Origin of the sequence: Arthrobacter crystallopoietes BAB-32 (genome assembly GCF_000328305.2) — a bacterium.
Taxonomy (GTDB): domain Bacteria; phylum Actinomycetota; class Actinomycetes; order Actinomycetales; family Micrococcaceae; genus Crystallibacter; species Crystallibacter crystallopoietes_A.
On the sequence record NZ_ANPE02000120.1, the window covers coordinates 1 to 22,846 of the forward strand.

Sequence of the window (22,846 nt, forward strand, 5' to 3'; positions counted from 1 at the left end):
CGGCGAAGCCAGGTACGCCGCCGGTCAGCACGCGGGCGGCGTCGATTCCGGCGGTGTCCAGCCGCTGGCGGGCCTGCTCGGCGCGGACGCCGGACTGGCATACCAGGACAACGCGCGTCCCGAGTCGTTCGGCGAGTTCGTCGGTGTGTTCGGAGAGCAAAGGCAGCGGCACATTGTAGGAGCCGCGGATGTGCAGGGTTTCGAATTCGGCGGCGGAGCGCACGTCGATCACGATCAGGTCCTCGTGCCGGTCCATCCACTCCCGCAGGGTCTGCGGGTCAAGGGCGGTCACGGTGGAAGTTTCGGGAGCCAAGGGGGAGTTCCTTTCAAGGTGGTGGATGGGTCGGAACAGGTCTGCCATATACCCGTGGGGGGTATGCAAGAAACCCTAGGGGGTATAGAATGAATGGAGGATTCAACGCGAGGAGAACATCATGCAACTCGATACCACTGAACTGACCCCGGTCATCAACCGGCTCAAGCGTGCGCAGGGCCAGCTCGCCGCGGTCACGCGCATGCTGGAGGAGGGCCGCGACTGCAAGGACGTGGTTACCCAGCTCGCCGCCGTGTCGAAGGCGTTGGACCGGGCAGGCTTCGCGATCATCTCCACCGGCCTGGAGCAGTGCCTGACCAGGCAGGATGACTCCATTGACAAGAAGGACCTCGAAAAGCTCTTCCTCTCCCTGGCCTGAGCTCCCGCAGGCAAAACAGGCGGTCTCGCGCAGCATTGACTGCGCGGGGCAGTCTGGTTTGCGCGGTGTCCGTGGTGGCGGCCGGCCGGACTTAGCCCGTCCGGGGCGGCAGCGTTTCATACAGCCTGCCGGCGACGACGGCTGCGGTGGCTGCGCTGAGGGCAGCCGCTGCCCAGACGGCGGCGTGCAGGCCGAGGAGGTCGGCGGTGATGCCGCCGAGGATAGCGCCGGCCGCGTAGCCTAAGTCGCGACAGACCCGGTAGATCCCGATTGCGCGTCCGCGCCAGGCCGGATGGGCGACGTCGCCGACCACGGCCAGCAGCGTCGGGTAGACCATCGCAGTGCCCGCTCCCAGCAGGACGGTTCCGGCCGCCCAGCCGGTGAAGCCGATGGAGGCTGCGATGAGGGTCAGGGCCGCGGCCTGGAGTCCCATGCCTGCCGTGATGAGGTGTTTGCGTCCGATCCGGTCGGAGAGGGCTCCGGTGACCAACTGACCGGCTCCCCACACTCCAGGGTAGAGCGCGAACAGCAGTCCAACCTGTTCCACAGGCAGGCCGGCGGTCGCGAAGAGGAGCGGGAACAGGCCCCAGGAGAGGCCGAAATTGAGGTTGTTCACCAGCCCGGCCAGGCTGGCCGAGGACAGCGCGGGTTCGCGCAGGCTGGTCTGGAGCAGGATCTGCCGGTCGGGCAGGTCGTGGTGGAGGTGGTCGTGGATCCCGTCCGCGCGCGGGGTATGGCCGCGCGATTCCAGATGCGCGTGACCGCGGGTTTCGCGGACGAAGGCTGCGGAGAGCAGCAGTGCCAGCGCAGTATAGAACAGGCCCAGCAGGTACGGGGCCGGACGCAGGCCGTACTGTCCGGCCAGATAGCCGGCCAGCAGGGAAGATACGGCGACGGCGCCGTAGCCGGCCGCCTCGTTCAGGCCCATGGCCAGGCCGCGCTGCCGGGCCCCACCAGGTCGATCTTCATGACGACGGTGGTGGACCAGGCCAGGCCCTGGTTGATGCCCAGCAGCACGTTGGCCGCAATGACCCAGCCCCAGTTCGGAGCGAAAATCAGCATCAGCGGCACCGGCACCGCGAACAGCCAGCCGGCCAGCAGGACGGGCCTGCGCCCGTAACGGTCGGAAAGCGTGCCCGCGAAGTAGTTGGCGATCGCCTTCGTCACCCCGAAGGCCGCGACGTAGGTGAAGATGAACGTGAAGCCGGTCAGGCCGAATCCCTCGGTGGCGAGCAGCGGCAGCACGGTCTGCTGCTGCCCGACCATCCCGCCAACCAAGGCATTCACCAGGACAAGCAGGGTGAACTGTGCCGCGTTGGCCCGCAGACCCAAAACGGGGGAGGGAATCTTGGGATGTCTAACCATCGCATGCCTTCCATGGGGTGAGGCGGTCGTAACACCGGAGGGGCCTCACTTGGTGCGGGCCCCTCCGGTTCCTGCAGGAGGCGGATTAGCGGATGGCGGCCTGTTTGCGGGAGGCCTGGAAGTTTTCCCAGGCGGCGTAGCTGCCGTCAAGTTCGACGACGGTGTAGCCGGCCCGGCGCAGGGTGCTGGCGGCGACGGAGTTCCGCACCCCGCTCTGGCAGTAGGTCACGATGGTGCCGTCAGCGGGGAGCCCCTCCAGGTTCCAGAGTACGCGGCCGGCGCTGAGCTGTTTGGAGCCGGGGATGTGGCCGGCGGCGTGTTCGGTCTTGTTTCGCACGTCCAGCACCAGGGCGGCGCCGAACCCGTCGAGTTCCTCGGGCTGGACCAGTGCCGGAATGGAAGTGGGCAGTCCGTCCAGGTTCGTGGTGTAGCCGGCGACATTGTCGATGCCGACGCGGACCAGGTGGTTCCACATGGTGCGGGCGGCGTCCTGGTCGGGGGCGAGCAGGACCAAGGGGCGATTGTCGGTCTCGGGGTCGTAGGCCCAGGCGCCGAAACTGGCGGCCTTGTTTCCGGCCGGGATGTTCAGTGCGCCGGGCACGGTGCCTTCGTGGACCTGGGTATTGGGGCGGGTGTCGACGAAGGTGATTTTGTCGGCGGCCAGGTCTGCGGTGATGGCCCGGTTGTCCAGTTCGGGCAAGTCCGCGCGTTCGCCGATGATCTCCGGGCCGAGCCGGTTCTGGCGCTTCATCCGGCCGAAGTAGGCGTGGGCGTCGGGCTGTCCGTCGAGGAGCTCATGGATGAAGCCCTGCTCGTCGTTGGCTTCCAGGTACTTGCCCCACCAGGCGTAGAGGCGCTCGTAGCCGACGGTCGTGGAGGGAATGGCGCCCAGGGCCTTGCCGCAGGCGCTGCCGGAACCGTGGCCGGGGTAGACCTGGACGTGGTCGGGCAGCGTCAGGAACTTGGTGCGCAGGCTGGCGAACAGCTGCCTGGCGCCCTCGAAGCGGGTGTCGATGCCGCCGGCCGCCTCATCCAGGAGGTCGGGCCGGCCCAGGTCTCCGGCGAAGACGAAGTCGCCGGAGAGCAGGTAGCCGGGCCGGTCGCTGAAAGCGCCGTCGGTGACCAGGAAGGACAGGTGCTCCGGGGTATGTCCGGGGGTGTGCACGGCCTGCAGCGTGATGTTGCCAATCGAGATCACGTCACCGTCGTTGAGGCGCTCGGCGTCGAAGCCGTACTGCCAGTCCCTGCCGCCCTCGCCGGAGACATGTATGTCCGCGCCGGTGGCCGCGGCCAGCTCACGGGTGCCCGAGAGGTAGTCGGCGTGGATGTGGGTCTCGGTCACCGCGACGATTTTCATCCCGTTGGCCCTGGCCAGGTCGAGGTATACATGAATGTCGCGCCGGGCGTCGACCACCACGGCCTCGCCCTTGCGCTGGCAGCCGATGAAATAGCCGGCCTGGGCCAGGTCCTCATCGTAGATTCGCTCAAGCAGCATGTGATCTCCTTATCGTCGGCTTCCAGTACCCCGGGGGGTATAGCTTTCGGGAATAACGATAATACCTTGGGGGGTATCGTGCAAGTCCATTCCAGCGGTGGAAGATACCCCCACCGGTATGTATGATGGCGAGTGTGCCGCGCGTTGGAGGCGGCGCAACTGAGCGTGTGAGGGAGGGTTTCTATGTGCCGGGTGGCGACATGCCAGAAGTGCGGGAAAGCGACGTGGGCCGGCTGCGGCAATCACATCGACCAGGTCATGCGCAACGTGCCACAGTCCCGCCGCTGCACCTGTGCCACCGGGGCAGGCCGGCAACCGGGCACGGGGTTCGGCTGGCTCAGGAAGCTCTTCGGCCGCTGAACCGGCCATGAAGGCCAAGGGGGCACCCATGGATACCAGTGAGCTGATCTTCCACCTCGCCGGACCGCGGGAGGGCCCTTGCCCAACCTTGCGGCCGACCTGCAGGATTGGTACGCAATATCCCGGCGGAACTGCCCGCTGTCCGCCCGGAGCATCTGGCCGTACGTGTTCATAGACCGGCTCGATCCTTAAACGACCCAGGGCAAGCCCCAGCTGACGATGATGGCGGCGCTGGACGAGGCGATCGCGCGGGAGCAGGTGGCCAAGGCGGAGGCGGACGATGCCCGGCGGATCATGGCCAACCGCAAGTGCGCGGCGCTGACCGCCATGACTGGACTGGCCCGAGGCGACCTTGTGCCGCTACCAGGACAAGCATGGCGAGGGGGTTGTGGAACCCGGCGCTCCGGCGCGAACCCGCAAGGACGGCTCCAGGCGTGCTTCCCACCGGTGCGGTAGCGGGGCCGGCGCAGCCGTGCCGGCCAAAGGCGACCAGGCATCTTTCCGTGTTTGGGGCAACAAAAAACCCTGTCTGTCCAGGCGCTTGGCCTACACAGACAGGGTTATCCTGTGCACCCCCCGGGACTCGAACCCGGAACCCATTGATTAAGAGTCAATTGCTCTGCCAGTTGAGCTAGAGGTGCAGTGTTCTTTAGGAGTTTTCGGAGCCTTTCGATCCGTTTTCTCCCTCGCAACGACATGTAACACTACAGGCTTTTCCGGGGAAAGTGAAATCGAGAGGCCCATTGTCGCCTACTTCACAGAAACAGCCAGGATGCGGTCGGGCTTGCCGCCGTTCGTGAGCACCCACAGCCGGCCGTCGGGCGCCACTGCGACATCGCGCAGGCGGCCGTACTCGCCGGCCAGCAGCGCTTCGGGAGGTCCTGCCTCGTCTCCGGAAAGCTCCACCCGCCACAGCCGTTCGCCACGCAGGGCGGCCAGCCACGCCACGCCGTCGTTAATAGCCATGCCGCTGGGGGAGGCCTCCGCAGTCGACGGCCACACCACGACTGCATCCACGAACCGGTCGTCCCCTGGGGCCCCGGTCACCTCTGGCCAGCCGTAGTTCCGGCCTGGTTCGATGAGATTGAGTTCATCGTCGCGGTCCGGGCCGAACTCCGACGCCCACATCCTGCCGTCGGCATCCCAGGCCATGCCCTGGACGTTCCGGTGGCCGTAGCTGTAGACGGGGCTGTCCTGGAAAGGATTGCCGGGCGCCGGACTGCCGTCCTTCGCCACCCGCAGGATCTTCCCGCCCAGCGACTGCAGGTCCTGGGAGAGTTCCCGCTGGCCGGCTTCGCCAGTGGAGATGTAGAGGTAGCCGTCCGGGCCGAACTCGAGCCGTCCGCCATTATGGATGCCCGCCTTGGGGATGCCAGTCACGACCTCCTGCCCGTCTGACAGTTCGCCGTTGCTCCAGCGGTAGCTCAACACGCGGTTGTCCTGCGGACTGGTCAGGTAGACGAAGAGCCTATTGTCCTGGGCGAAGTCTTCGCTGACCGCCAGGCCCAGCAGGCCGCCCTCGCCGGTCGTCTCCAGTTCCGCGGGAACCGGAACGGCAGCAATCGTCCGGCCGTCCCGGAGGTGCTTGATCAGGCCGGTGTTGTTTTCCGACACGAGGGCGCTGCCGTCCGGAAGGAACACGATCGACCACGGATCCGAAAGGCCTTCGGCCACAGTGGCAACCCCCGAGCCGGAACTGGCGACGGCGGTGCCGGGGGAGGGAAGGTCAGCCGTGCAGCCTGCCATCGTGGCCGAGAGCACCAGGGCCAGAACCGAAAGCGTCCGGCCGGGACCAGGCGTGCGCCGTTCACCCGGCCCGTTCGCCACGGTCTTCGTCTTCTGCTCGACCCGCCTTGGGCTCGATGATCGCCTCGCCAGTGTGCGCCTTCCACTCCGCTTCGTCTTCGTCATAGGGCCGGGCCTTGCCGCGGTCTTCGGCGGCCAGGTCCTCGATGTACATGTCCTCGACGTCGGGGTCATAATGGGCGTTTTCGGCAGCGCTTTCGGTCCAGCCGTCAATCGGCTCGGGTTCTTCCTCGGTGCGGGCGGGGCCGGCGGCTCGATCCGCGCCGGCTGCGGTGCGGAAGGGCTTGTCTGCAGTCGCCGGCGGCGCCTGGCCGGCGGCGTCGGAGGGACCGTGCGACAGACTCGCCGGAGCGTGGCCCAGCGGTTCCTCCGGCAGCGGGACTTCACCAGGGGCAGAGCCTCTGGTGAAGAGCCACCAGAGCAGTGCGGCAATCACAATCACGATGGCGATCCAGACGAGCCATTCCATGGCGGGGCCCTTCGAACGGTGATGGTGCGTCCCTGCTGCGTACGTTAGTTTGCGGTGTCGGCACTGTCCATAGGAATGGCCGGGGCCGCCGGGAGTGCCTCGGAGTACGCCTGGCGGGGCGTGCTGCAGCTGGGGAGGCTTCAGGCGGCCGCGATGAAACTGGCCATGAACTGGCTGAAGTCCACCTCGTCGTCGTCCTGGTCGATGACATGCCCCTCAAGCGGCAGTTGGCCCTGCGGCTGCACGGCGAAGCGGAAAATCCTGCCGGTGCTGGTCCCAACTTCGTAGTCCCCGCCAGCCAGTACGACGGCGTGGGACAGGTTGGTCATATTGATCTCCACCGGGGTGCCGCTTGCCGTAAGCGTCGTGCCGTCGAACGGCGCAATCACCAGTTCCTGCGGCCGCCACCGGTAACCGACGACGTAGTACTTGCCGGTGCTGGATGCCCCGGGAACCTGCCCTTGCTGGCCGGACGCAGCCGCGAAGACCAGGTTGTAGTCCCCGTGATTGAGGATCTGCGAATCGAAGATCCTGCTGAGGATCTCTTTGAGCCTGTCGCTGCTGGGCTGGGTCGGCGGCATCTGGCCAGTCTAGGAAACCGGACCTGCAAATTACGGCATGTTGCCCGGCCGGACACATGGCTTCGGCGGCTGCTGCCTGCCTGGACCCGGCTCCCGGCCGCAGGGAGGAAGGCCGGCCGGACGGCGGCCCGTGTCGTCATATGGTCGTCGCGACCTGCGGCTGGTCATAGAATCGAAGCCATGAGTGCGGAAGCAACCCCTGATATCAAGCCCCGAAGCCGGGTAGTCACCGACGGCATTCACGCAGCACCGGCCCGTGGAATGTTTCGAGCAGTTGGAATGGGGGATGACGATTTCGCCAAGCCGCAGATCGGTGTCGCCAGTTCCTGGAACGAGATTACCCCCTGCAACCTGTCCCTGAACCGGCTGGCCCAGGGCGCTAAGGAAGGCGTCCACGCCGGCGGCGGTTTCCCGATGCAGTTCGGCACGATTTCGGTGTCAGACGGTATTTCCATGGGCCACGAGGGCATGCACTTCTCGCTGGTCTCGCGCGAAGTCATCGCCGATTCGGTCGAGACCGTCATGCAGGCGGAGCGGATCGACGGCTCCGTCCTGCTCGCCGGCTGCGACAAGTCGCTGCCCGGCATGCTGATGGCCGCGGCCCGGCTCGATCTGGCCAGTGTCTTCCTGTACGCCGGCTCGATTATGCCCGGCTGGGTCAAGCTCGAGGACGGCTCGGAAAAGGAAGTCACCCTGATCGACGCCTTCGAGGCGGTGGGAGCCTGCGCCGCCGGCAAGATGAGCCGCGAGGACCTGGACCGCATCGAAAAGGCGATCTGTCCGGGCGAAGGCGCCTGCGGCGGCATGTACACTGCCAACACCATGGCCTGCATCGGGGAAGCCCTGGGCATGTCGCTGCCCGGTTCGGCGGCTCCGCCCTCGGCCGACCGCCGGCGCGACGAGTTCGCGCGCAAGTCCGGCGAGGCGGTCGTCAATCTGCTGCGCCTGGGCATCACTGCCCGCGACATCATGACCAAGAAGGCCTTCGAGAACGCCATCGCGGTCACCATGGCCTTCGGCGGCTCCACCAATGCCGTGCTGCACCTGCTCGCGATTGCCCGCGAGGCGCGGGTCGACCTCACGCTGGACGACTTCAACCGCATCGGGGACAAGATCCCGCACCTGGGCGACCTGAAGCCGTTCGGCCGGTACGTCATGACCGACGTGGACAAGATCGGCGGCGTGCCGGTGATCATGAAGGCGCTGCTCGACGCCGGTCTGCTGCACGGTGACTGCCTGACCGTCACAGGCAAGACGGTGGCGGAGAATCTGGCCGCCATCAATCCGCCGGACGTGGACGGCAAGATCCTGCGCGCCCTGGACAACCCGATCCACAAGACGGGCGGCATCACGATCCTGCACGGCTCGCTGGCCCCGGAAGGCGCCGTCGTCAAGAGCGCTGGCTTCGATGCCGACGTCTTTGAGGGCACTGCCCGCGTGTTCGAGCGCGAGCAGGGTGCCTTGGAAGCGCTGGACAACGGACAGATCAAGGCGGGGGACGTCGTCGTCATCCGTTACGAAGGTCCCAAGGGCGGTCCGGGCATGCGCGAAATGCTGGCCATCACCGGCGCCATCAAGGGTGCGGGTCTGGGCAAGGACGTGCTGCTGCTGACGGACGGACGCTTCTCCGGCGGCACCACCGGCCTGTGCATCGGGCACGTTGCGCCGGAAGCGGTCGACGGCGGTCCCATCGCCTTCGTCAAGAACGGGGACCGCATCCGCGTGGACATTGCGGCCCGCTCCTTCGACCTGCTGGTCGATGAGGCGGAGCTCGAGGCCCGGAAGGTCGGCTGGGAGCCGCTGCCGGCGAAGTTCACCTCCGGTGTCCTGGCTAAGTACGCGAAGCTCGTCAACTCGGCGTCGACAGGCGCCTACTGCGGCTAGCAATTCGGGGAGGCGGCTGCTCGCTGCCAGCCGCTTCCCCGCCTGCGCCGCTTTCCGGCACTGTCCATTACGCGGACACTACGTCCGTATAATGAGATCAGGGGTTCCCTCGTTTGACACTGAGATCAGCCGGGCAGCAGACTAAAGCCATGCAAACCGTAGTCGTGGTCGTCCTTATTGAGCGCGTGGCGTAAGCCCGTCAGGTCCAGACCACGTCACGCGCGGAACCCCATCGGAGCCAACCGGCTCGACGGGGTTTTTTTATTGCAGAAGAGAACAGAGCCGGGCGCCAAACGGTGCCTGGCAGGCACATCCGAATAACCATAGATCGCGAAGGAATTCCGATGAGTAAGGGATCGCCGATCAGCCCCTCGCTGATGGCCAACAAGGCGCCGGCCCAGGCCGACGCCGCCAAGAACAAAGATGTCGCTGCTTCTGTCTCTTCCATCGTGGACGCTGTCAGCCCTGTCCAGGGGCCCAATAACATCGTGCCGTCCACGGAAATGACCGGCTCACAAGCCGTTGTCCGTTCACTGGAAGAACTGGGCGTCGAAGACGTCTTTGGGTTGCCAGGCGGGGCCATCCTCCCCACCTACGACCCGCTCATGGATTCCACCAGGATCAACCACGTCCTGGTCCGCCATGAACAGGGAGCAGGCCACGCGGCCCAAGGGTATGCGATGGTCACCGGCAAGGCCGGTGTCTGCATCGCCACCTCGGGCCCTGGAGCAACCAACCTGGTCACCGCCATCGCCGATGCCCACATGGACTCGGTGCCGATGGTCGCAATCACCGGCCAGGTCTCCAGCGCCGTGATCGGTTCCGACGCGTTCCAGGAAGCGGACATTGTCGGCATCACGATGCCGATAACAAAGCACTCGTACCTGGTGACCAAAGCGGCCGACATTCCGCGCGTGCTCGCTGAGGCTTTCCACATTGCCACCACCGGCCGGCCGGGTCCCGTCCTCGTGGACATCACCAAGGATGCCCAGCAGAGCATGATGTCCTTCTCCTGGCCCCCGCGGATCGATATTCCCGGCTACCGCACTGTAGTGCGTGGCCACTCGAAGCAGGTCCGGGAAGCGGCGAAACTGATCGCCTCGGCCGAGCGGCCGGTCTTCTATGTGGGCGGCGGCGTGGTCAAGGCCCACGCTGCCGCGGAACTGCTGGAACTGGCCGAGCTGGTCGGGGCTCCGGTCACGACGACGCTGATGGCCCGGGGCGTGTTCCCGGACTCGCATGCCCAGCATGTCGGCATGCCGGGCATGCACGGTTCGGTCAGCGCGGTGACGGCGCTGCAGCAGGCGGATCTGCTCATCACTCTCGGTGCCCGCTTCGATGACCGCGTGACCGGCGTGCTGAGCAGCTTCGCTCCGGGCGCCAAGGTCATCCATGCGGATATCGATCCGGCCGAAATTTCCAAGAACCGCGCTGCGGACGTGCCGATCGTCGGTTCGGTGAAGGAAATCATCCCCGAGCTGATCCAGGCGTGCAGGGAGCGGTTCGCCGAGAGCGGGGCGCCGGACCTTTCCGAGTGGTGGTCGCAGTTGAACCGGCTCAAGGAGACCTACCCCCTGGGCTTCACCGAGCCGGAGGACGGCCTGATGGCCCCGCAGCAGGTCATCCAGCGGATCGGCGAGCTGACCGGGCCGGAGGGCGTCTATGTGGCCGGCGTCGGACAGCACCAGATGTGGAGCGCGCAGTTCATCAAGTATGAGCGCCCCCAGGCCTGGCTCAATTCCGGCGGCCTGGGCACGATGGGCTATTCCGTGCCCGCGGCGATGGGTGCCAAGGTCGGCAATCCGGAACGCGTCGTGTGGTCCATCGACGGCGACGGCTGTTTCCAGATGACCAACCAGGAATTGGCCACGTGTGCACTGAACAACATTCCGATCAAGGTCGCGGTGATCAATAACTCCTCGCTGGGCATGGTGCGCCAGTGGCAGACCCTGTTCTACGACGGCCGGTACTCCAACACGGACCTGCACACCGGGCATGAAACCGTGCGGATTCCGGACTTCGTCAAGCTCGCGGATGCCTACGGCTGCGTCGGCCTGCGGTGCGAACGGCCGGAGGACATCGACGCGACCATCAAGCAGGCCCTGGAGATCAACGACCGGCCGGTCATTATTGACTTCGTGGTCAGCCCGAATGCGATGGTCTGGCCGATGGTGCCGGCCGGGGTCAGCAACGACCTGATCCAGATTGCCCGCAACATGACCCCGGAATGGGAAGAAGAGGACTAGCCCATGGCACGCCATACCCTGTCAGTGCTCGTTGAAGATGTGCCCGGCGTCCTGACCCGCGTGGCCAGCCTGTTCGCCCGGCGCGCCTTCAACATCCACTCGCTCGCGGTCGGCCCGACGGAGGTTGACGGGTTCTCCCGCATCACCGTTGTGGTCGAGGCCGAAGGTGACCTGCTGGAGCAGGTCACCAAACAACTGAACAAGCTCATCAACGTCATCAAAATCGTCGAGCTTGTCCCCGAATCTTCCGTGCAACGCGACCACATCTTGGTCAAGGTTCGTGCGGATGCCGCAACTCGGCTGCAGGTAACCCAAGCAGCAGATCTGTTCCGCGCTTCCGTGGTCGACGTGTCTACCGACTCGTTGGTCATCGAAGCCACCGGCACTGCCGAAAAGCTCACTGCACTGCTGTCAGTGCTGGAGCCGTTTGGCGTCCGCGAAATTGTCCAATCCGGAACGCTGGCCATCGGCCGCGGTTCACGGTCGATGAGCGACCGCGCCCTGCGTTCCGCCTAACTGCCTCGAAAAATCCACAACAGGAGAAATACAAGTGACTAAGCTTTACTACGACGACGACGCCGACCTGTCGATCATCCAGGGCCGCAAGGTCGCCGTTATCGGCTACGGCAGCCAGGGCCACGCGCACGCCCTGAGCCTGCGCGACTCCGGTGTCGACGTCCGCGTCGGACTGGCCGAAGGCTCCAAGTCCAAGGCAAAAGCCGAGGCCGAGGGCCTGCGCGTCCTCCCCGTTGCCGAGCTACCGCCGAAGCGGACCTGATCATGATCCTCACCCCGGACCAGGTCCAGCGCTTCGTTTACGCCGAGGAAATTGCACCGAACCTCAAGAGCGGTGACGCACTGTTCTTCGGCCACGGCTTCAACATCCGCTTCGGCTTCATCCAGCCGCCGGCCGACGTCGACGTCGCCCTGGTCGCGCCGAAGGCTCCGGGGCACACCGTGCGCCGCGAATTCGAGGCCGGTCGTGGTATTCCAGACCTGATCGCCGTCGAGCAGGACGCCTCCGGCAAGGCCAAGGAACTGGCGCTGTCCTACGCCAAGGCCATCGGCGGCACCCGCGCCGGCGTCATCGAAACCACGTTCACCGAAGAGACCGAAACCGACCTGTTCGGCGAGCAGGCCGTCCTCTGCGGCGGCACCTCCCAGCTGGTGCAGTACGGGTTCGAGGTCCTGACCGAGGCCGGCTACAAGCCGGAGATCGCCTACTTCGAGGTGCTGCACGAGCTCAAGCTCATCGTCGATCTGATGTGGGAGGGCGGGATCGCCAAGCAGCGCTGGTCCGTCTCCGACACCGCAGAGTACGGCGACTACGTCTCCGGTCCGCGCGTGATCAGCCCGGAGGTCAAGGAGAACATGAAGGCCGTTCTCGCCGACATCCAGTCGGGCGCCTTCGCCAAGCGCTTCATCGACGACCAGGATGCCGGAGCTCCGGAGTTCAAGTCGCTGCGCGCCAAGGGCGAGGCACATCCGATCGAGGGCACTGGCCGCGAACTGCGCAAGCTGTTCTCCTGGGCCAAGTCCGACGACGACTACACCGAAGGCTCCGTCGCCCGCTAGCAACACAAGAAGGTTCCTGCGCTGCGGCGCAGGAACCTTCTTTGGCGGCAGCCGCGGCCGTGGCCGGGTTCACAGCGCTGGGACCAAGGTAACAGTGCGAGTCCGGTTGCGCGCCGTCTAAACTTGTTCCATCCCCCCGTGCTACGCAGCGAAGGAATACGCTCAGTGGAAAAACCAGTAGTTCTCCTTGCCGAAGAACTCTCGCCTGCCACCGTCGAGGCCCTCGGTCCCGATTTCGAAATCCGCCAGACCGACGGAGCCGACCGTTCACAGCTGCTGTCAGCAATTGCCGACGTCGACGCGATCCTGGTCCGTTCGGCAACCAAGGTTGACGCCGAGGCCATCGCGGCCGCGAAGAACCTGAAGGTCATCGCCCGTGCCGGTGTGGGACTGGACAACGTCGACATCAAGGCAGCCACGCAGGCCGGCATCATGGTCGTCAACGCGCCGACGTCCAACATCGTCTCCGCCGCCGAACTGACCGTCGGCCACATTCTCTCGCTGGCCCGGCACATTCCCGCCGCGAACGCCGCACTGAAGAACGGCGAATGGAAGCGCTCGAAGTACACGGGCACCGAGCTCTACGAAAAGAAGGTCGGCATCATCGGCCTCGGCCGCATCGGCGCACTGATCGCCGCCCGCCTGCAGGCTTTCGAGACCCAGATCCTGGCCTATGACCCGTACATCACCAGCGCCCGCGCCGCCCAGCTGGGGGTGCAGTTGGTGAGCCTGGACGAGTTGCTGGAACAGTCCGACTTCATCACCATCCACATGCCGAAGACCCCGGAAACGGTCGGCATGATCGGAGCCGCAGCGTTCGAGAAGATGAAGGAAAGCGCCTGCATCATCAACGTCGCCCGCGGCGGCCTGATCGATGAGGACGCTCTTTACACCGCGCTGAAGGAAGGGAAGATTGCCGGCGCGGCCATCGACGTCTTCGTCACGGAACCCAGCACCGACCTCCCGTTCTTCGGCCTGGACAACGTCGTCGTCACCCCGCATCTGGGCGCCTCCACCGACGAGGCCCAGGAAAAGGCCGGCATTTCCGTGGCCAAGTCCGTGCGCCTGGCACTGGCCGGCGAACTTGTGCCGGACGCCGTCAACGTTGCCGGCGGCGTCATCGCCTCGGAGGTGCGCCCGGGCATCCCGCTGATAGAGAAGCTGGGACGCATCTTCGCCGCGCTCACCACCGATTCGGTGACCCAGATCGACGTCGAGGTCGCCGGTGAGATTGCCGAACTGGACGTCAAGGCCCTGGAGTTGGCCGCGCTCAAGGGCGTGTTCAAGGACATCGTTTCCGAGCAGGTTTCCTATGTGAACGCCCCGGTCCTGGCCGAGCAGCGCGGCATCAACACCCGGCTGATCACCACCACGGAGTCCGAGGAGTTCCGCAACGTCCTGACGGTGCGCGGCGCCCTCTCCGACGGCACGCAGCTTTCGGTCGCCGGCACGCTGACCGGACCCAAGCAGATCGAGAAGCTGGTCGGCGTCAACGGCTACGAGGTGGAGATCCCGATCAGCGAGCACCTGGTCGTCTTCGTCTACGAGGACCGTCCGGGAGTGATCGGCACGCTCGGCCAGCTGCTCGGCGCGCACGACATCAACATCGCCGGCATGCAGGTTTCGCGGAACGAGGAACGCAAGCAGGCGCTGGCACTGCTGACGGTCGACAGCTCGGTGCCGCAGGACGTGCTTGAGAAGCTGCGCGAGACCATCGGAGCCAGCTTGGCCCGCGAGGTCGACCTCCAGGACTAGACTGGAGGTGGTCAAGGCCCGTTGAGCCGAACAAGCTTCTACCCGGCTCAACGGGCCTTCTTGTTGTTCCTTTCCCATCTGCTCCTGGTTTAGGGGATATTTCCGTTGAACGCAGCAAGCCGCTTTCTGCGCAGCCGCTCGCTTGTCATCACCGTTGCCGTCCTGGTCGCCGCCATGCTGCTCTCCGTCTTCACCCAGGACCGTGCCCAGTCGGCCTTGGGCCAGGCTGTGGACACTAATTCGCGCGGTCTCTACGACATCCTGGTGCTGCCCAAGGGAGAGGGCACTGAAGGCCAGACCCTGAAGCAGCCGGACTACATCTCCGGCACCGGCGGCATCACGCAGGACCAGCTGGAGCAGATCCGCAGCCTTGACTCGATCGGCGTGGCGGCCCCCATCAGCCTGGTTTCCAAGGTCGTGCAGGACATCGAGTTCCCGCAGCTGAAGGCCACGGACTACGTCGGCTACAACGAGAACATCGCCACCTACCTCGAGCAGCAGAACATCACGGACGCGGTTCCGGCCTCGGAATGGCCGGAACCGGATTCTGTCCTGAGCGAGGAGCCGAAGAACTACCGCATCACCGCCAAGGCGGTCACGTCGGACGGCGTCAACGAGACGGTGCTGTTCGAAACCGCGGCCGAGGGCTCGCTCGGCCAGGCCAAGCTGGAGGAGTTCGACGTTCCGGGCGGGACCAGCCTGCGCACGGTTGCGCCCGAGGGGGAAACCGGCATCAAGTTCCCGGATCCCGCCGGCGGCAGTGCGCATGGAGACTTCGACGTCACCATTGCCCTGCCCATGCTGCCGCAGATCAGCGAGACGGTCGTCGCCGTGGACCCGGCTGCCGAGCAGGCCCTGCTGGGTGAAGCCGGCAGTTTCCTCGAACCGCTGGCCGAGGCCCCCGGAGCAGCCGGGCGCGGCGCGATGGAGCTTGGCGAGGAGTTCTCCAGCCAGATGACTCCCGGGTTGTTCAGCGGGGGTACCGAATCCGCCGACATCGACGGGCATCCGTTCGCGTTCTGGAGCCCGTTCGTCATGCAGTACCAGGCAGCCATGGAAGCCGGGACACTGACCGACGAGTCCCAGGTCATTCCGATGGTGGTCCGGTCAGGGACTGCGCTGGACCTGACCTACTCGGTCCATATCGAGGAGATTGATGACGCCGGGAACACCGTCGCGGACGTGGGCACCGTCAGCAAGGCGTTGGGGGAGGAGTACCTGCCGTTCGCCTCGACCAAGCCGTTCCAGCTGCGCTGGCCCGGCGGCGAGGACTACAACAAGCTGCTCGGATCCGGCGGCGTCCAGGTGGTCGCCGGCCTGCACCAGCCGGCGCAGTGGAGCACGGACTTCGTCTCGACGCCGGAGTACGTGGCCGGGGAGGCCAACCCGGACGGCAGTGTGGGCCAGACCGCGACGCCGCAGGGCTGGGTCCAGGTGAACAAGCTGCCGGAAAAGACGCAGCAGTGGCAGCTGGAACCGGACCAGAGCCAGCGCGCACCGGTCAACGAACAGTCCTACCGCACCAGCCTGGAGGAATCCGGCGGCGCCGCGGCGCCCCTGCCGTTCGTCTACGGCACCTTCGACGCTAATGCTGTCCGTGATGCAGCCGGTGACGTCAACTACCTGCCGTTGGGCGGCTACGATCCGACGCCGGTGACGCTGACGGAGGACGCCGAGGGGAACGCCGTCGACCCCGTGGAAATGAAGCCGGGCCTCAGCGGCGCCGGCCTGTCCGTCCAGTCGGCCGGTGCCATTACCGACTACAACGGCCTCGCTGCCGTCCGCGGCACGTCACCCGACGATGCCGTGATCGACGCTGTCCGGGTCAAGGTCGACGCCGCCGGCAGCTGGGCGGATGCCGCCGGCCGCATCGATGCCACTGCGGCAGCCATCAAGGATCTCGGCCTCGACGTGCAGATCGTGGCCGGTTCGGCCCGCGAGGACGTTTCCATCTACGTGCCCGAATACCGCCAGGATGCCTCCGGCGCGGTCTCCGACCTCGGCACCGTGAGCCAGTCCTGGGTCCGCCAAGGTGCCGCATCGGCCGTGCAGACGTCGCTGAGCCAGGCCAGTTCCGTACTGCTGATGCTCACCCTCGGCGGCGCGGCCCTGCTGACCGCGGCGAGCACGGTCGCCTTCACCCGGGCCCGGCGTGCCGAAGCGGTGACTTTGCGGGCCATGGGCTGGACCAGGCCGAAGATCCGCTCATGGTTCCTCTCCGAATTGCTGATCGGCGCGGCCGCGCTGTTGGCCGTTGCGGTAATCGTCAATGCCTTCAGCCGGACGATGACTACGTTGCTGGTGTCCGCCGTCGTAATGGTGATTTACCTGGCGGCTGCCTTCATTTCGACGGCCCTGCTCAAGCCCCACCCGCCTGCCGACACGGGGCCGCAGGGCGCCACCGGTGTCCCGCTGGTCGACTCGCCCGTGAAGTTCGCGGCGCGCCAGCTGTCCACCAACCGGTTCAACACCGGGGCGGTCGCCGTGGGTGTCGGCGTGCTCGGCGCCGCCGCCGGCACTCTGGTCGCGGTCATTCTCGACCTGCCGAGGGCCGCGGGCAGCACTGCGCTGGGCAGTCTGGCACTGAGCGAGGTGGGCGGCGTGAACATTGCGCTGGCACTGCTCGGCGTGGTGACGGCTCTGGTCCTGACCCTGATCACCAGCCGCTTCGACCTCGCCCGCAAGCGTGAGCAGTGGGACATCCTCGAGGCCATGGGCTGGGGCCCCGGGCTGCTGCTGGCTCTGCGCCGCAGCGAAGCGGGCATCCTGGCGCTCATGGGCTTGCCGCTTGCCATTCTTGGCGCCGTGGCGGCGTCGCTGGCCGTGGCCCCGCATGCGGTCTTCCGGGCCGTCGTCGCGGGCGTGCTGGCTGTGATTCTCTGGTTCATCCTGATGACAAGGACGCGGAAATGATTGAAGAGCCCCAGACCCGTGCCGAAAAGATCGGCCGCACCGCGGACCATGCGATGCCGCTCGAGCTGCGCGGGATCACCATTCGCTATGACGGCGGCGGGGGAGAGCCGCTGGTCATCGCCGAGGATTTCGACCTGGGCCTGGAGGCTGGCACGATGCACTGCCTGGCAGGCCGCAGCGGATCCGGCAAGACGAGCATCCTGACGGTGGCTGCGGGCCTGACCTTGCCGACCTCGGGCGAGGTGCTGTGGCAGGGCGATTCGCTGGACGAAATGACGGACGACGAAATCGCTGACCGGCGCCGTGCCCTGATCGGCTACGTGGACCAGGGCGGTGCCTTGATCGACGGCATGAGCGCGCTGGAGAACGTGCTGCTGCCGGCCGTACCGGACCAGCAGGTCGAGGCGAAGACCGAGATGGCCAAGGACCTGCTGGACCTGGTGGGACTGGGCCGCCGGATGCGGCACCGGCCGGCACAGCTGTCCGGCGGTGAGCGCCAGCGCGTGGCCATCGCGCGGGCGCTGATCCTCGGCACCAAGGTGCTGGTGGTCGACGAGCCCACGGCCAGCCTGGACCGGGAGCACGCCAACCAGATCATCGGCATCCTGAAGGACACCACCACGGACGGCATTGCGGTGCTCGTCGCCTCGCACGACCAGGAGCTCATCAAGGTGGCGGACAGCCGCACCATGATGAACTGAGGATGCCGCGTGCGTTTCGACAGCGTCGGGCGCACGCGGTAACTTCATTAGGTGACGTCTGCAGTTTCCAAGCCCCCGTTCTACATCACCACGGCGATCTCCTACCCCAACGGTGTGCCGCACATCGGCCACGCGTACGAGTTCATCGCCACCGACGCGATGGCCCGCTTCAAGCGGCTCGACGGGTACGACGTCTTCTTCCTCACCGGGACGGACGAGCACGGGCAGAAGATGCTGCACACGGCGCAGAAGGAAGGCATCACGCCGGAGGAGCTCGCCAAGCGGAACTCCGACCTTTTCCAGGCGACCCAGGACGGACTGGGAATCAGCTACGACCGCTTCATCCGCACCACGGAGGCGGACCACCATGCCGCAGCCCAGGCCATCTGGCGGCGGATGGAAGAGGCCGGCGACATCTACCTGGACAAGTACGAGGGCTGGTACTCCGTCCGCGACGAGGCCTACTACGGCGAAGACGAGACCGAGGTCCGCGAAGACGGCAAGCGCTACTCCAGCCAGACCGATACCGAGGTCACCTGGACCGAGGAGGAGTCCTACTTCTTCCGCCTCTCCGCCTACCAGGACAAGCTGCTCAAGCTCTACGAGGAGCAGCCCGAGTTCGCTGCGCCGCGCACCCGCTTCAACGAGGTCATCAGCTTCGTCAAGCACGGCCTGAACGATCTGTCCATCTCGCGCACCACCTTCGATTGGGGCATTCCGGTCCCGGGCCGCCCCGAACACGTGATGTATGTGTGGGTGGACGCCCTGACCAACTACCTCACCGGCGTCGGCTTCCCGGATACCGAAGCCGAGGCTTACGGCAAGTGGTGGCCTGCCGATGTGCACGTGATCGGCAAGGACATCTCCCGCTTCCACGCGATCTACTGGCCGGCCTTCCTGATGAGCGCAGGGCTGCCGCTGCCCAAACGCGTGATGATCCACGGGCACCTGTACAACCAGGGCATCAAGATGTCCAAGTCCCTGGGCAACGTCGTCGCGCCCTCGGACTGGGTGGAGCAGTACGGCCTTGACCAGATGCGCTTCTTCCTGCTCCGCGAAGTCCCGTTCGGCGCCGATGGCTCCTACAGCCACGACGCCATTGTGGGCCGGATGAATTCCGATCTGGCGAACAACCTGGGCAACCTTGCCCAGCGGTCGCTGTCCATGGTCGCCAAGAACTGCGAGGGGAAGGTCCCGCAGCCGGGCACGCTGGCTGCGGAGGACCACGAACTGCTCGCCCAGGCCGAGCGGCTGCTGGAAAAATCCCGCGCCGCCTACGAGGAGCAGGACTTCCACGCCTCGCTCGAGGCCATCTGGACCGTCCTCGGGGACACCAACGCCTACTTCGCCGAGCAGGCCCCGTGGGTGCTGCGCAAGACGGACCCCGAGCGGATGAACACCGTGCTGTACGTCACGCTGGAAGTGCTGCGGATCGTGGGCATCCTCATCCAGCCCGTCATGCCGGAATCCGCCGGCAAGCTGCTGGACGTCCTGGGCCAGGACGACGGCGGTGCCCGCGGCTTTGCTGCCATCGGCACGGCTATTGTGCCGGGCACGGTGCTTCCCGCGCCGGCGCCCATCTTCCCCAAGTACGAGGAACCGGCCCAGGAGCAGGCCGCGCCGTAGGCACCTGGTCCGGCAGCCGCCGTCGTTAGCGTTTCCGCAGGCCTCCTGCGCCGGGCACTATTGCAGGAACCGGGACCCGGCGGTCTCGTCCATGATCCCGGCGACGGTGGCCAGTTGCCGCTGGACCTGTTTTTCCAGCTGGCCGAGGCGTTCCCGGTCGAGCCGCGGCTCATGCTCGGCGAGCAGCTGGAGGGTCCGCCACAGGCACTCCTGGCCCCGCAGCATGGACTGGAGGGTTTCCAATTCCAGTTGCGACCCAGCATGCCCGCGTGCCCGGAGTGGATTCAGCGGATTCAGCTTGCCGGCGACTGCGCCGCCGAGTCCGGCGACCTTCTTGGCAGTGCTCCTGCGGTATCCGAACCGTTCGAACAAAACCTTGAGCTCACGGCGGGCCGAGGCCACCTCGTCCCGGACGTGGGCAAGCCGTTCGGCCTGCGGCGTCCCGCTCAAGGAGCCCACAGCGGAGCTGAAGAACCGGATCCCGGCCTTGGCGCCAAGCAGATGGGCATCGAGGTACGCTGCGAGGTCCTCGTGGTTGATCCGTCCGTCCGGGGAACCTGAATAGGTCACGGCAACTCCTCCAAGTCGGCTTGATTATCAGTATGCTGACCATTTTTGCAGATGGAGGCCGCAGGCTGTGCTGCCGGCCGGGGATTCTCAGCCGCCCAGGTCCTCGGGATGCCGGATGCGGGTGCGCTGGGCGCGGACGGCGCGGTTCCACACCCACGTGGCGGCCCAAAGCACGATGCCGAGGCCGATGAGGACGCCGGCGATCTGGTATTCGATGGGATCCTGCGCCCAGGGTCCCACGAGGAAGGCGCAGGTGATGGCGCCGAGATAGGGGAGGATCTTCGGGGCGCGGAAATGCTCGCGGTCGATCGGGCGCCGGCGCAGGACGATGACTGCGATGTTGACGATGGTGAAAACACACAGCAACAGCAAGGCGGTGGTTCCGCCGAGGGCGGCAACGGTGTCGGTGCCCATGAAGTTCGTGACCGTGATGATCAGGGCGAAAGCGATGAGCGTGGTGAAGATGATGGCGCTCCAGGGGGAACGCCGGTTCGGCAGGACCTTGCCGAGGGAGCGCGGCAGCACGTCCTGGTGGGCCATGCCGTAGAGCAGGCGGCTGGCCATAAGCATGTTGATCAGCGCGGTGTTGGCAACGGCGAACATCGACAGGAACGGATAGATGACGTCCATCGGCAGGTTGGGCGCGCCGGCCCGGACCACCTCGAGCAACGGCGTCTGGCTCTCGGAGAGCGTGCCGACGGGGACGATCGAGACGGCCGCGATGGAGACCAGCACATAGACGACGGCGGTGATGCTGAGGCCGGTAAGCATGACCTTGGGGAAGATCTTCACCGGATCCTTGGTTTCCTCTGCCATGTTGACGGAGTCTTCGAATCCCACCATGGCAAAGAAGGCCAGGGAGGTGGCGGCCGTGAGGGAGAGGAACACGCCCTTGTCTTCGGAGGTTTCGAAAACCATCACGCGGCTGAAGTCGACGTTGCCCTGGCTCATTGCCCAGAAGCCGATGAAGATGACGATCAGCAGTCCGGTGAGTTCGATCAGCGTGAGCACGACATTGAACTTCAGGCTCTCGCTGACGCCCCGAAGGTTTATCAGCGCCAGGATGGCCATGAAGATGAGGGCGATCCAGGTGACGCCGCCCTGGTCCCAGCCAAGGTTGAAGCCCACGATGAAGTTCTCGGCCAGGAATTTCGAGGCCGTCGACGCGGACGTGATGCCCGAGCTGAGGACGGCGAAGGTCACCAGGAACGTCAGGAAGTGGATGCCGAGGCCTTGTGCGTATAGAGCGCTGCGCCGGCTGCCTGCGGATACTTCGTGACGAGTTCCAGATAGGAGAACGCCGTGATGGTGGCGACGGCGAAGGCCAGCAGCAGCGGTGCCCAGGCTGCGCCTCCGACCTCGCCGGCAATCCGGCCGGTGAGTGCGTAGACGCCGGTGCCCAGGATATCGCCGACGATGAAGAGCAGCAGGAGTTTGGGCCCAATCGCCCGTTTGAGCTCGGGCTGTTCCCTGGTCACTGTGGATTCGCTCATCACTGGTCTCCGTCCGGCCGAGCTGGCGAAGCCGCGCCGTTCAGTTGTGGAAACCGAGTCGTTGATGGGCTGGCCCACAGGCACGGATCGTTTTCAATGCTGTATTTGGCCAACGTAGCACCGGCGTGCTGTAGCTGTCTGCACGCGGGCGCAAACCGGGGAGGCAGCCGAGGCCGGCTGCCTCCCCGGAATCCCTTTCAGGGACCGCTATGCCATGGCCAGTCCTTCCACCGGGCTGAGCTTCGCCGCGCGCCGGGCCGGCAGCACGGACGCGAGCAGGCCGGCAATGACGGCGACGGCGAGCACTGCCGCGAGCTGCAGCCACGGTACGTCGGGGACGACGGCGGCGAAGGCGCCGAGGGCGGACTGCGCACCCAGCCAGCCGTAGAGCACGCCCAGCGCCGTGCCGATCAGGGCGGCGACGCCGGCGATCAGCACCGCTTCGAGGGCCAGCATGCCGCGCAGCTGTCCGCGGGTCAGCCCCAGCGCACGCAGCAGCGAGGATTCGCGGGTGCGCTCCAGCACGGACAGGGACAGGGTGTTGGCCACGCCGACCAGCGCGATCAGCACCGCGACGGCCAGCAGCCCGGTCACCACGAGCAGCAGCACGTCGATGACCTGGTTGAAGGCGGCGCGCTCAATCGCCGCCCCGCTGAGCTGGTACTCCTCGACACCCAGGCCCGCGGCCAGATCAGCCCGCAGGTCCATCAGGGCTGCAGCGTCCAGGTCCCGGTCCACGGAGAGCCAGACCTGCGGCAGCAGGCCCGGGGAGCCGCTGCCGGAGTGTTCGGCACTGGCCGGGATGCCGATTTCTTCCGCCACGGCCGCGGTGACCAGCGGCGGAATGGCCATGCTGCCGGCTTCCACCACCGTGAGTTCCTTCCCGCCGCGGCTGCCGTTGATGGTCATGGTCTCCACGCCGGAGCCCTCGGGCATCAGCACCGTCTTGTCATCCAGCGCCAGGGACTGGTCCTGCAGCAGCCGCTCCTGTCCGGGCAGGAGCTGGTAGACACCGGTGCGCGCGCCGTCGACATCCGCAAAGCCGCCGATCGTGACCAAGCCGGCGGCAGCAACGCCGTCGTACTCCTCTGCTGCAGCCGCGTCCTTGGCATCCAGGACGCTACCGTCCAGCGCCGGTCCGGCAATGCTGAGGTCCACCGGGTACTGGTTGGCCAGCTCGGAGTCGAACGCCGTGCGCGCGGTCTGGGCGCCGGTCATCATCATCGCCACCAGCGTCACGCCGATCAGCAGTGCCGTCGCCGTCGCGGAGGTCCGGCCGGGATTGCGGACGGCATTGACGGCCGCGAGCCTGCCG

16 protein-coding genes, 1 tRNA gene and 3 pseudogenes are annotated in these 22,846 nt (G+C 66.2%); 9 read left to right on the forward strand and 11 right to left on the reverse strand.

The window, feature by feature from the left end; translation table 11 throughout:
* Positions 1-256: rhodanese-like domain-containing protein (locus D477_RS09710; RefSeq protein ID WP_237740748.1), on the reverse strand; the 256-nt coding region annotated here is incomplete at its 3' end.
* A gap of 178 nt (positions 257-434) precedes the next feature.
* Here D477_RS09710 and D477_RS09715 point away from each other — a divergent pair.
* Positions 435-692 (forward strand): metal-sensitive transcriptional regulator, encoded by a 258-nt coding sequence (locus tag D477_RS09715; protein ID WP_005268858.1) that lies wholly within the window; start codon positions 435-437, stop codon positions 690-692.
* Positions 693-783: 91 nt separating this feature from the next.
* Here D477_RS09715 and D477_RS09720 read toward each other — a convergent pair.
* The 7 genes and pseudogenes from D477_RS09720 to D477_RS09745 form a co-directional block, all read right to left on the reverse strand.
* Positions 784-2,057, reverse strand: a pseudogene (locus D477_RS09720) (MFS transporter).
* A gap of 85 nt (positions 2,058-2,142) precedes the next feature.
* Positions 2,143-3,552 (reverse strand): MBL fold metallo-hydrolase, encoded by a 1,410-nt coding sequence (locus D477_RS09725; RefSeq protein WP_005268859.1) that lies wholly within the window; start codon positions 3,550-3,552, stop codon positions 2,143-2,145.
* Between the two features lie 548 nt (positions 3,553-4,100).
* On the reverse strand, positions 4,101-4,241 hold the full coding sequence (locus tag D477_RS22635) for a hypothetical protein (protein ID WP_190273548.1): 141 nt from the start codon (positions 4,239-4,241) through the stop codon (positions 4,101-4,103).
* Between the two features lie 239 nt (positions 4,242-4,480).
* Positions 4,481-4,553 (reverse strand) — tRNA-Lys (locus D477_RS09730).
* A gap of 109 nt (positions 4,554-4,662) precedes the next feature.
* Entirely contained in the window at positions 4,663-5,739 is a 1,077-nt protein-coding gene (locus D477_RS09735; RefSeq protein WP_005268860.1) for a PQQ-dependent sugar dehydrogenase, read from the reverse strand.
* The gene (locus tag D477_RS09740; RefSeq protein ID WP_005268861.1) at positions 5,720-6,187 is read right to left on the reverse strand and encodes a hypothetical protein; all 468 of its coding nucleotides are present in this window, start codon (positions 6,185-6,187) and stop codon (positions 5,720-5,722) included. Before D477_RS09740 ends, D477_RS09735 begins: the two co-directional genes overlap by 20 nt.
* 140 nt (positions 6,188-6,327) lie before the next feature.
* The gene (locus D477_RS09745; RefSeq protein ID WP_005268862.1) at positions 6,328-6,768 is read right to left on the reverse strand and encodes a hypothetical protein; all 441 of its coding nucleotides are present in this window, start codon (positions 6,766-6,768) and stop codon (positions 6,328-6,330) included.
* A gap of 180 nt (positions 6,769-6,948) precedes the next feature.
* Between D477_RS09745 and ilvD the strand changes: the two genes are divergently transcribed.
* From ilvD to metG, 8 genes and pseudogenes are all read left to right on the forward strand, one after another.
* A complete protein-coding gene (gene ilvD / locus D477_RS09750; protein WP_043846423.1) occupies positions 6,949-8,652 on the forward strand; it encodes a dihydroxy-acid dehydratase in 1,704 nt (567 codons plus the stop codon).
* A gap of 344 nt (positions 8,653-8,996) precedes the next feature.
* Complete coding sequence (locus D477_RS09755; RefSeq protein WP_005268864.1) at positions 8,997-10,898, forward strand: acetolactate synthase large subunit; 1,902 nt, start codon at positions 8,997-8,999, stop codon at positions 10,896-10,898.
* 3 nt (positions 10,899-10,901) lie between these two features.
* Positions 10,902-11,414, forward strand: coding sequence for an acetolactate synthase small subunit (gene ilvN / locus D477_RS09760; RefSeq protein ID WP_005268865.1), 513 nt, complete (start codon positions 10,902-10,904; stop codon positions 11,412-11,414).
* A gap of 34 nt (positions 11,415-11,448) precedes the next feature.
* Positions 11,449-12,473 (forward strand): annotated as a pseudogene (gene ilvC / locus D477_RS09765) (ketol-acid reductoisomerase).
* Between the two features lie 165 nt (positions 12,474-12,638).
* Complete coding sequence (serA, locus tag D477_RS09770) at positions 12,639-14,228, forward strand: phosphoglycerate dehydrogenase (RefSeq protein ID WP_005268866.1); 1,590 nt, start codon at positions 12,639-12,641, stop codon at positions 14,226-14,228.
* A 105-nt stretch (positions 14,229-14,333) separates the two neighbouring features.
* Positions 14,334-17,141: a phage holin family protein gene (locus D477_RS09775; protein WP_005268867.1), complete on the forward strand. Its 2,808-nt coding sequence runs from the start codon at positions 14,334-14,336 to the stop codon at positions 17,139-17,141.
* Positions 17,138-17,842, forward strand: a complete 705-nt coding sequence (locus D477_RS09780) for an ABC transporter ATP-binding protein (RefSeq protein ID WP_005268868.1) — start codon at positions 17,138-17,140, stop codon at positions 17,840-17,842. The genes D477_RS09775 and D477_RS09780 overlap by 4 nt, the downstream gene beginning before the upstream one ends.
* 51 nt (positions 17,843-17,893) lie before the next feature.
* Positions 17,894-19,468: a methionine--tRNA ligase gene (gene metG / locus D477_RS09785; RefSeq protein ID WP_005268869.1), complete on the forward strand. Its 1,575-nt coding sequence runs from the start codon at positions 17,894-17,896 to the stop codon at positions 19,466-19,468.
* 57 nt (positions 19,469-19,525) lie between these two features.
* Here the strand turns inward: metG and D477_RS09790 are convergent, their stop codons facing one another.
* The 3 genes and pseudogenes from D477_RS09790 to D477_RS09800 form a co-directional block, all read right to left on the reverse strand.
* Entirely contained in the window at positions 19,526-20,038 is a 513-nt protein-coding gene (locus D477_RS09790) for a hypothetical protein (RefSeq protein WP_005268870.1), read from the reverse strand.
* 87 nt (positions 20,039-20,125) lie between these two features.
* A pseudogene (locus tag D477_RS09795) lies at positions 20,126-21,531 on the reverse strand (APC family permease).
* A gap of 207 nt (positions 21,532-21,738) precedes the next feature.
* The coding region (locus tag D477_RS09800) for an ABC transporter permease (RefSeq protein WP_005268873.1) at positions 21,739-22,846 on the reverse strand (1,108 nt) is incomplete at its 5' end.

Coding starts and splice junctions, on each gene's coding strand:
- D477_RS09715 (WP_005268858.1), top strand. CDS start 435: ATGCAACTCGATACCACTGAACTGACCCCGGTCATCAACCGGCTCAAG.
- D477_RS09725 (WP_005268859.1), bottom strand. CDS start 3,552: ATGCTGCTTGAGCGAATCTACGATGAGGACCTGGCCCAGGCCGGCTAT.
- D477_RS22635 (WP_190273548.1), bottom strand. CDS start 4,241: ATGGCGGTCAGCGCCGCGCACTTGCGGTTGGCCATGATCCGCCGGGCA.
- D477_RS09740 (WP_005268861.1), bottom strand. CDS start 6,187: ATGGAATGGCTCGTCTGGATCGCCATCGTGATTGTGATTGCCGCACTG.
- D477_RS09745 (WP_005268862.1), bottom strand. CDS start 6,768: ATGCCGCCGACCCAGCCCAGCAGCGACAGGCTCAAAGAGATCCTCAGC.
- ilvD (WP_043846423.1), top strand. CDS start 6,949: ATGAGTGCGGAAGCAACCCCTGATATCAAGCCCCGAAGCCGGGTAGTC.
- D477_RS09755 (WP_005268864.1), top strand. CDS start 8,997: ATGAGTAAGGGATCGCCGATCAGCCCCTCGCTGATGGCCAACAAGGCG.
- ilvN (WP_005268865.1), top strand. CDS start 10,902: ATGGCACGCCATACCCTGTCAGTGCTCGTTGAAGATGTGCCCGGCGTC.
- D477_RS09780 (WP_005268868.1), top strand. CDS start 17,138: ATGATTGAAGAGCCCCAGACCCGTGCCGAAAAGATCGGCCGCACCGCG.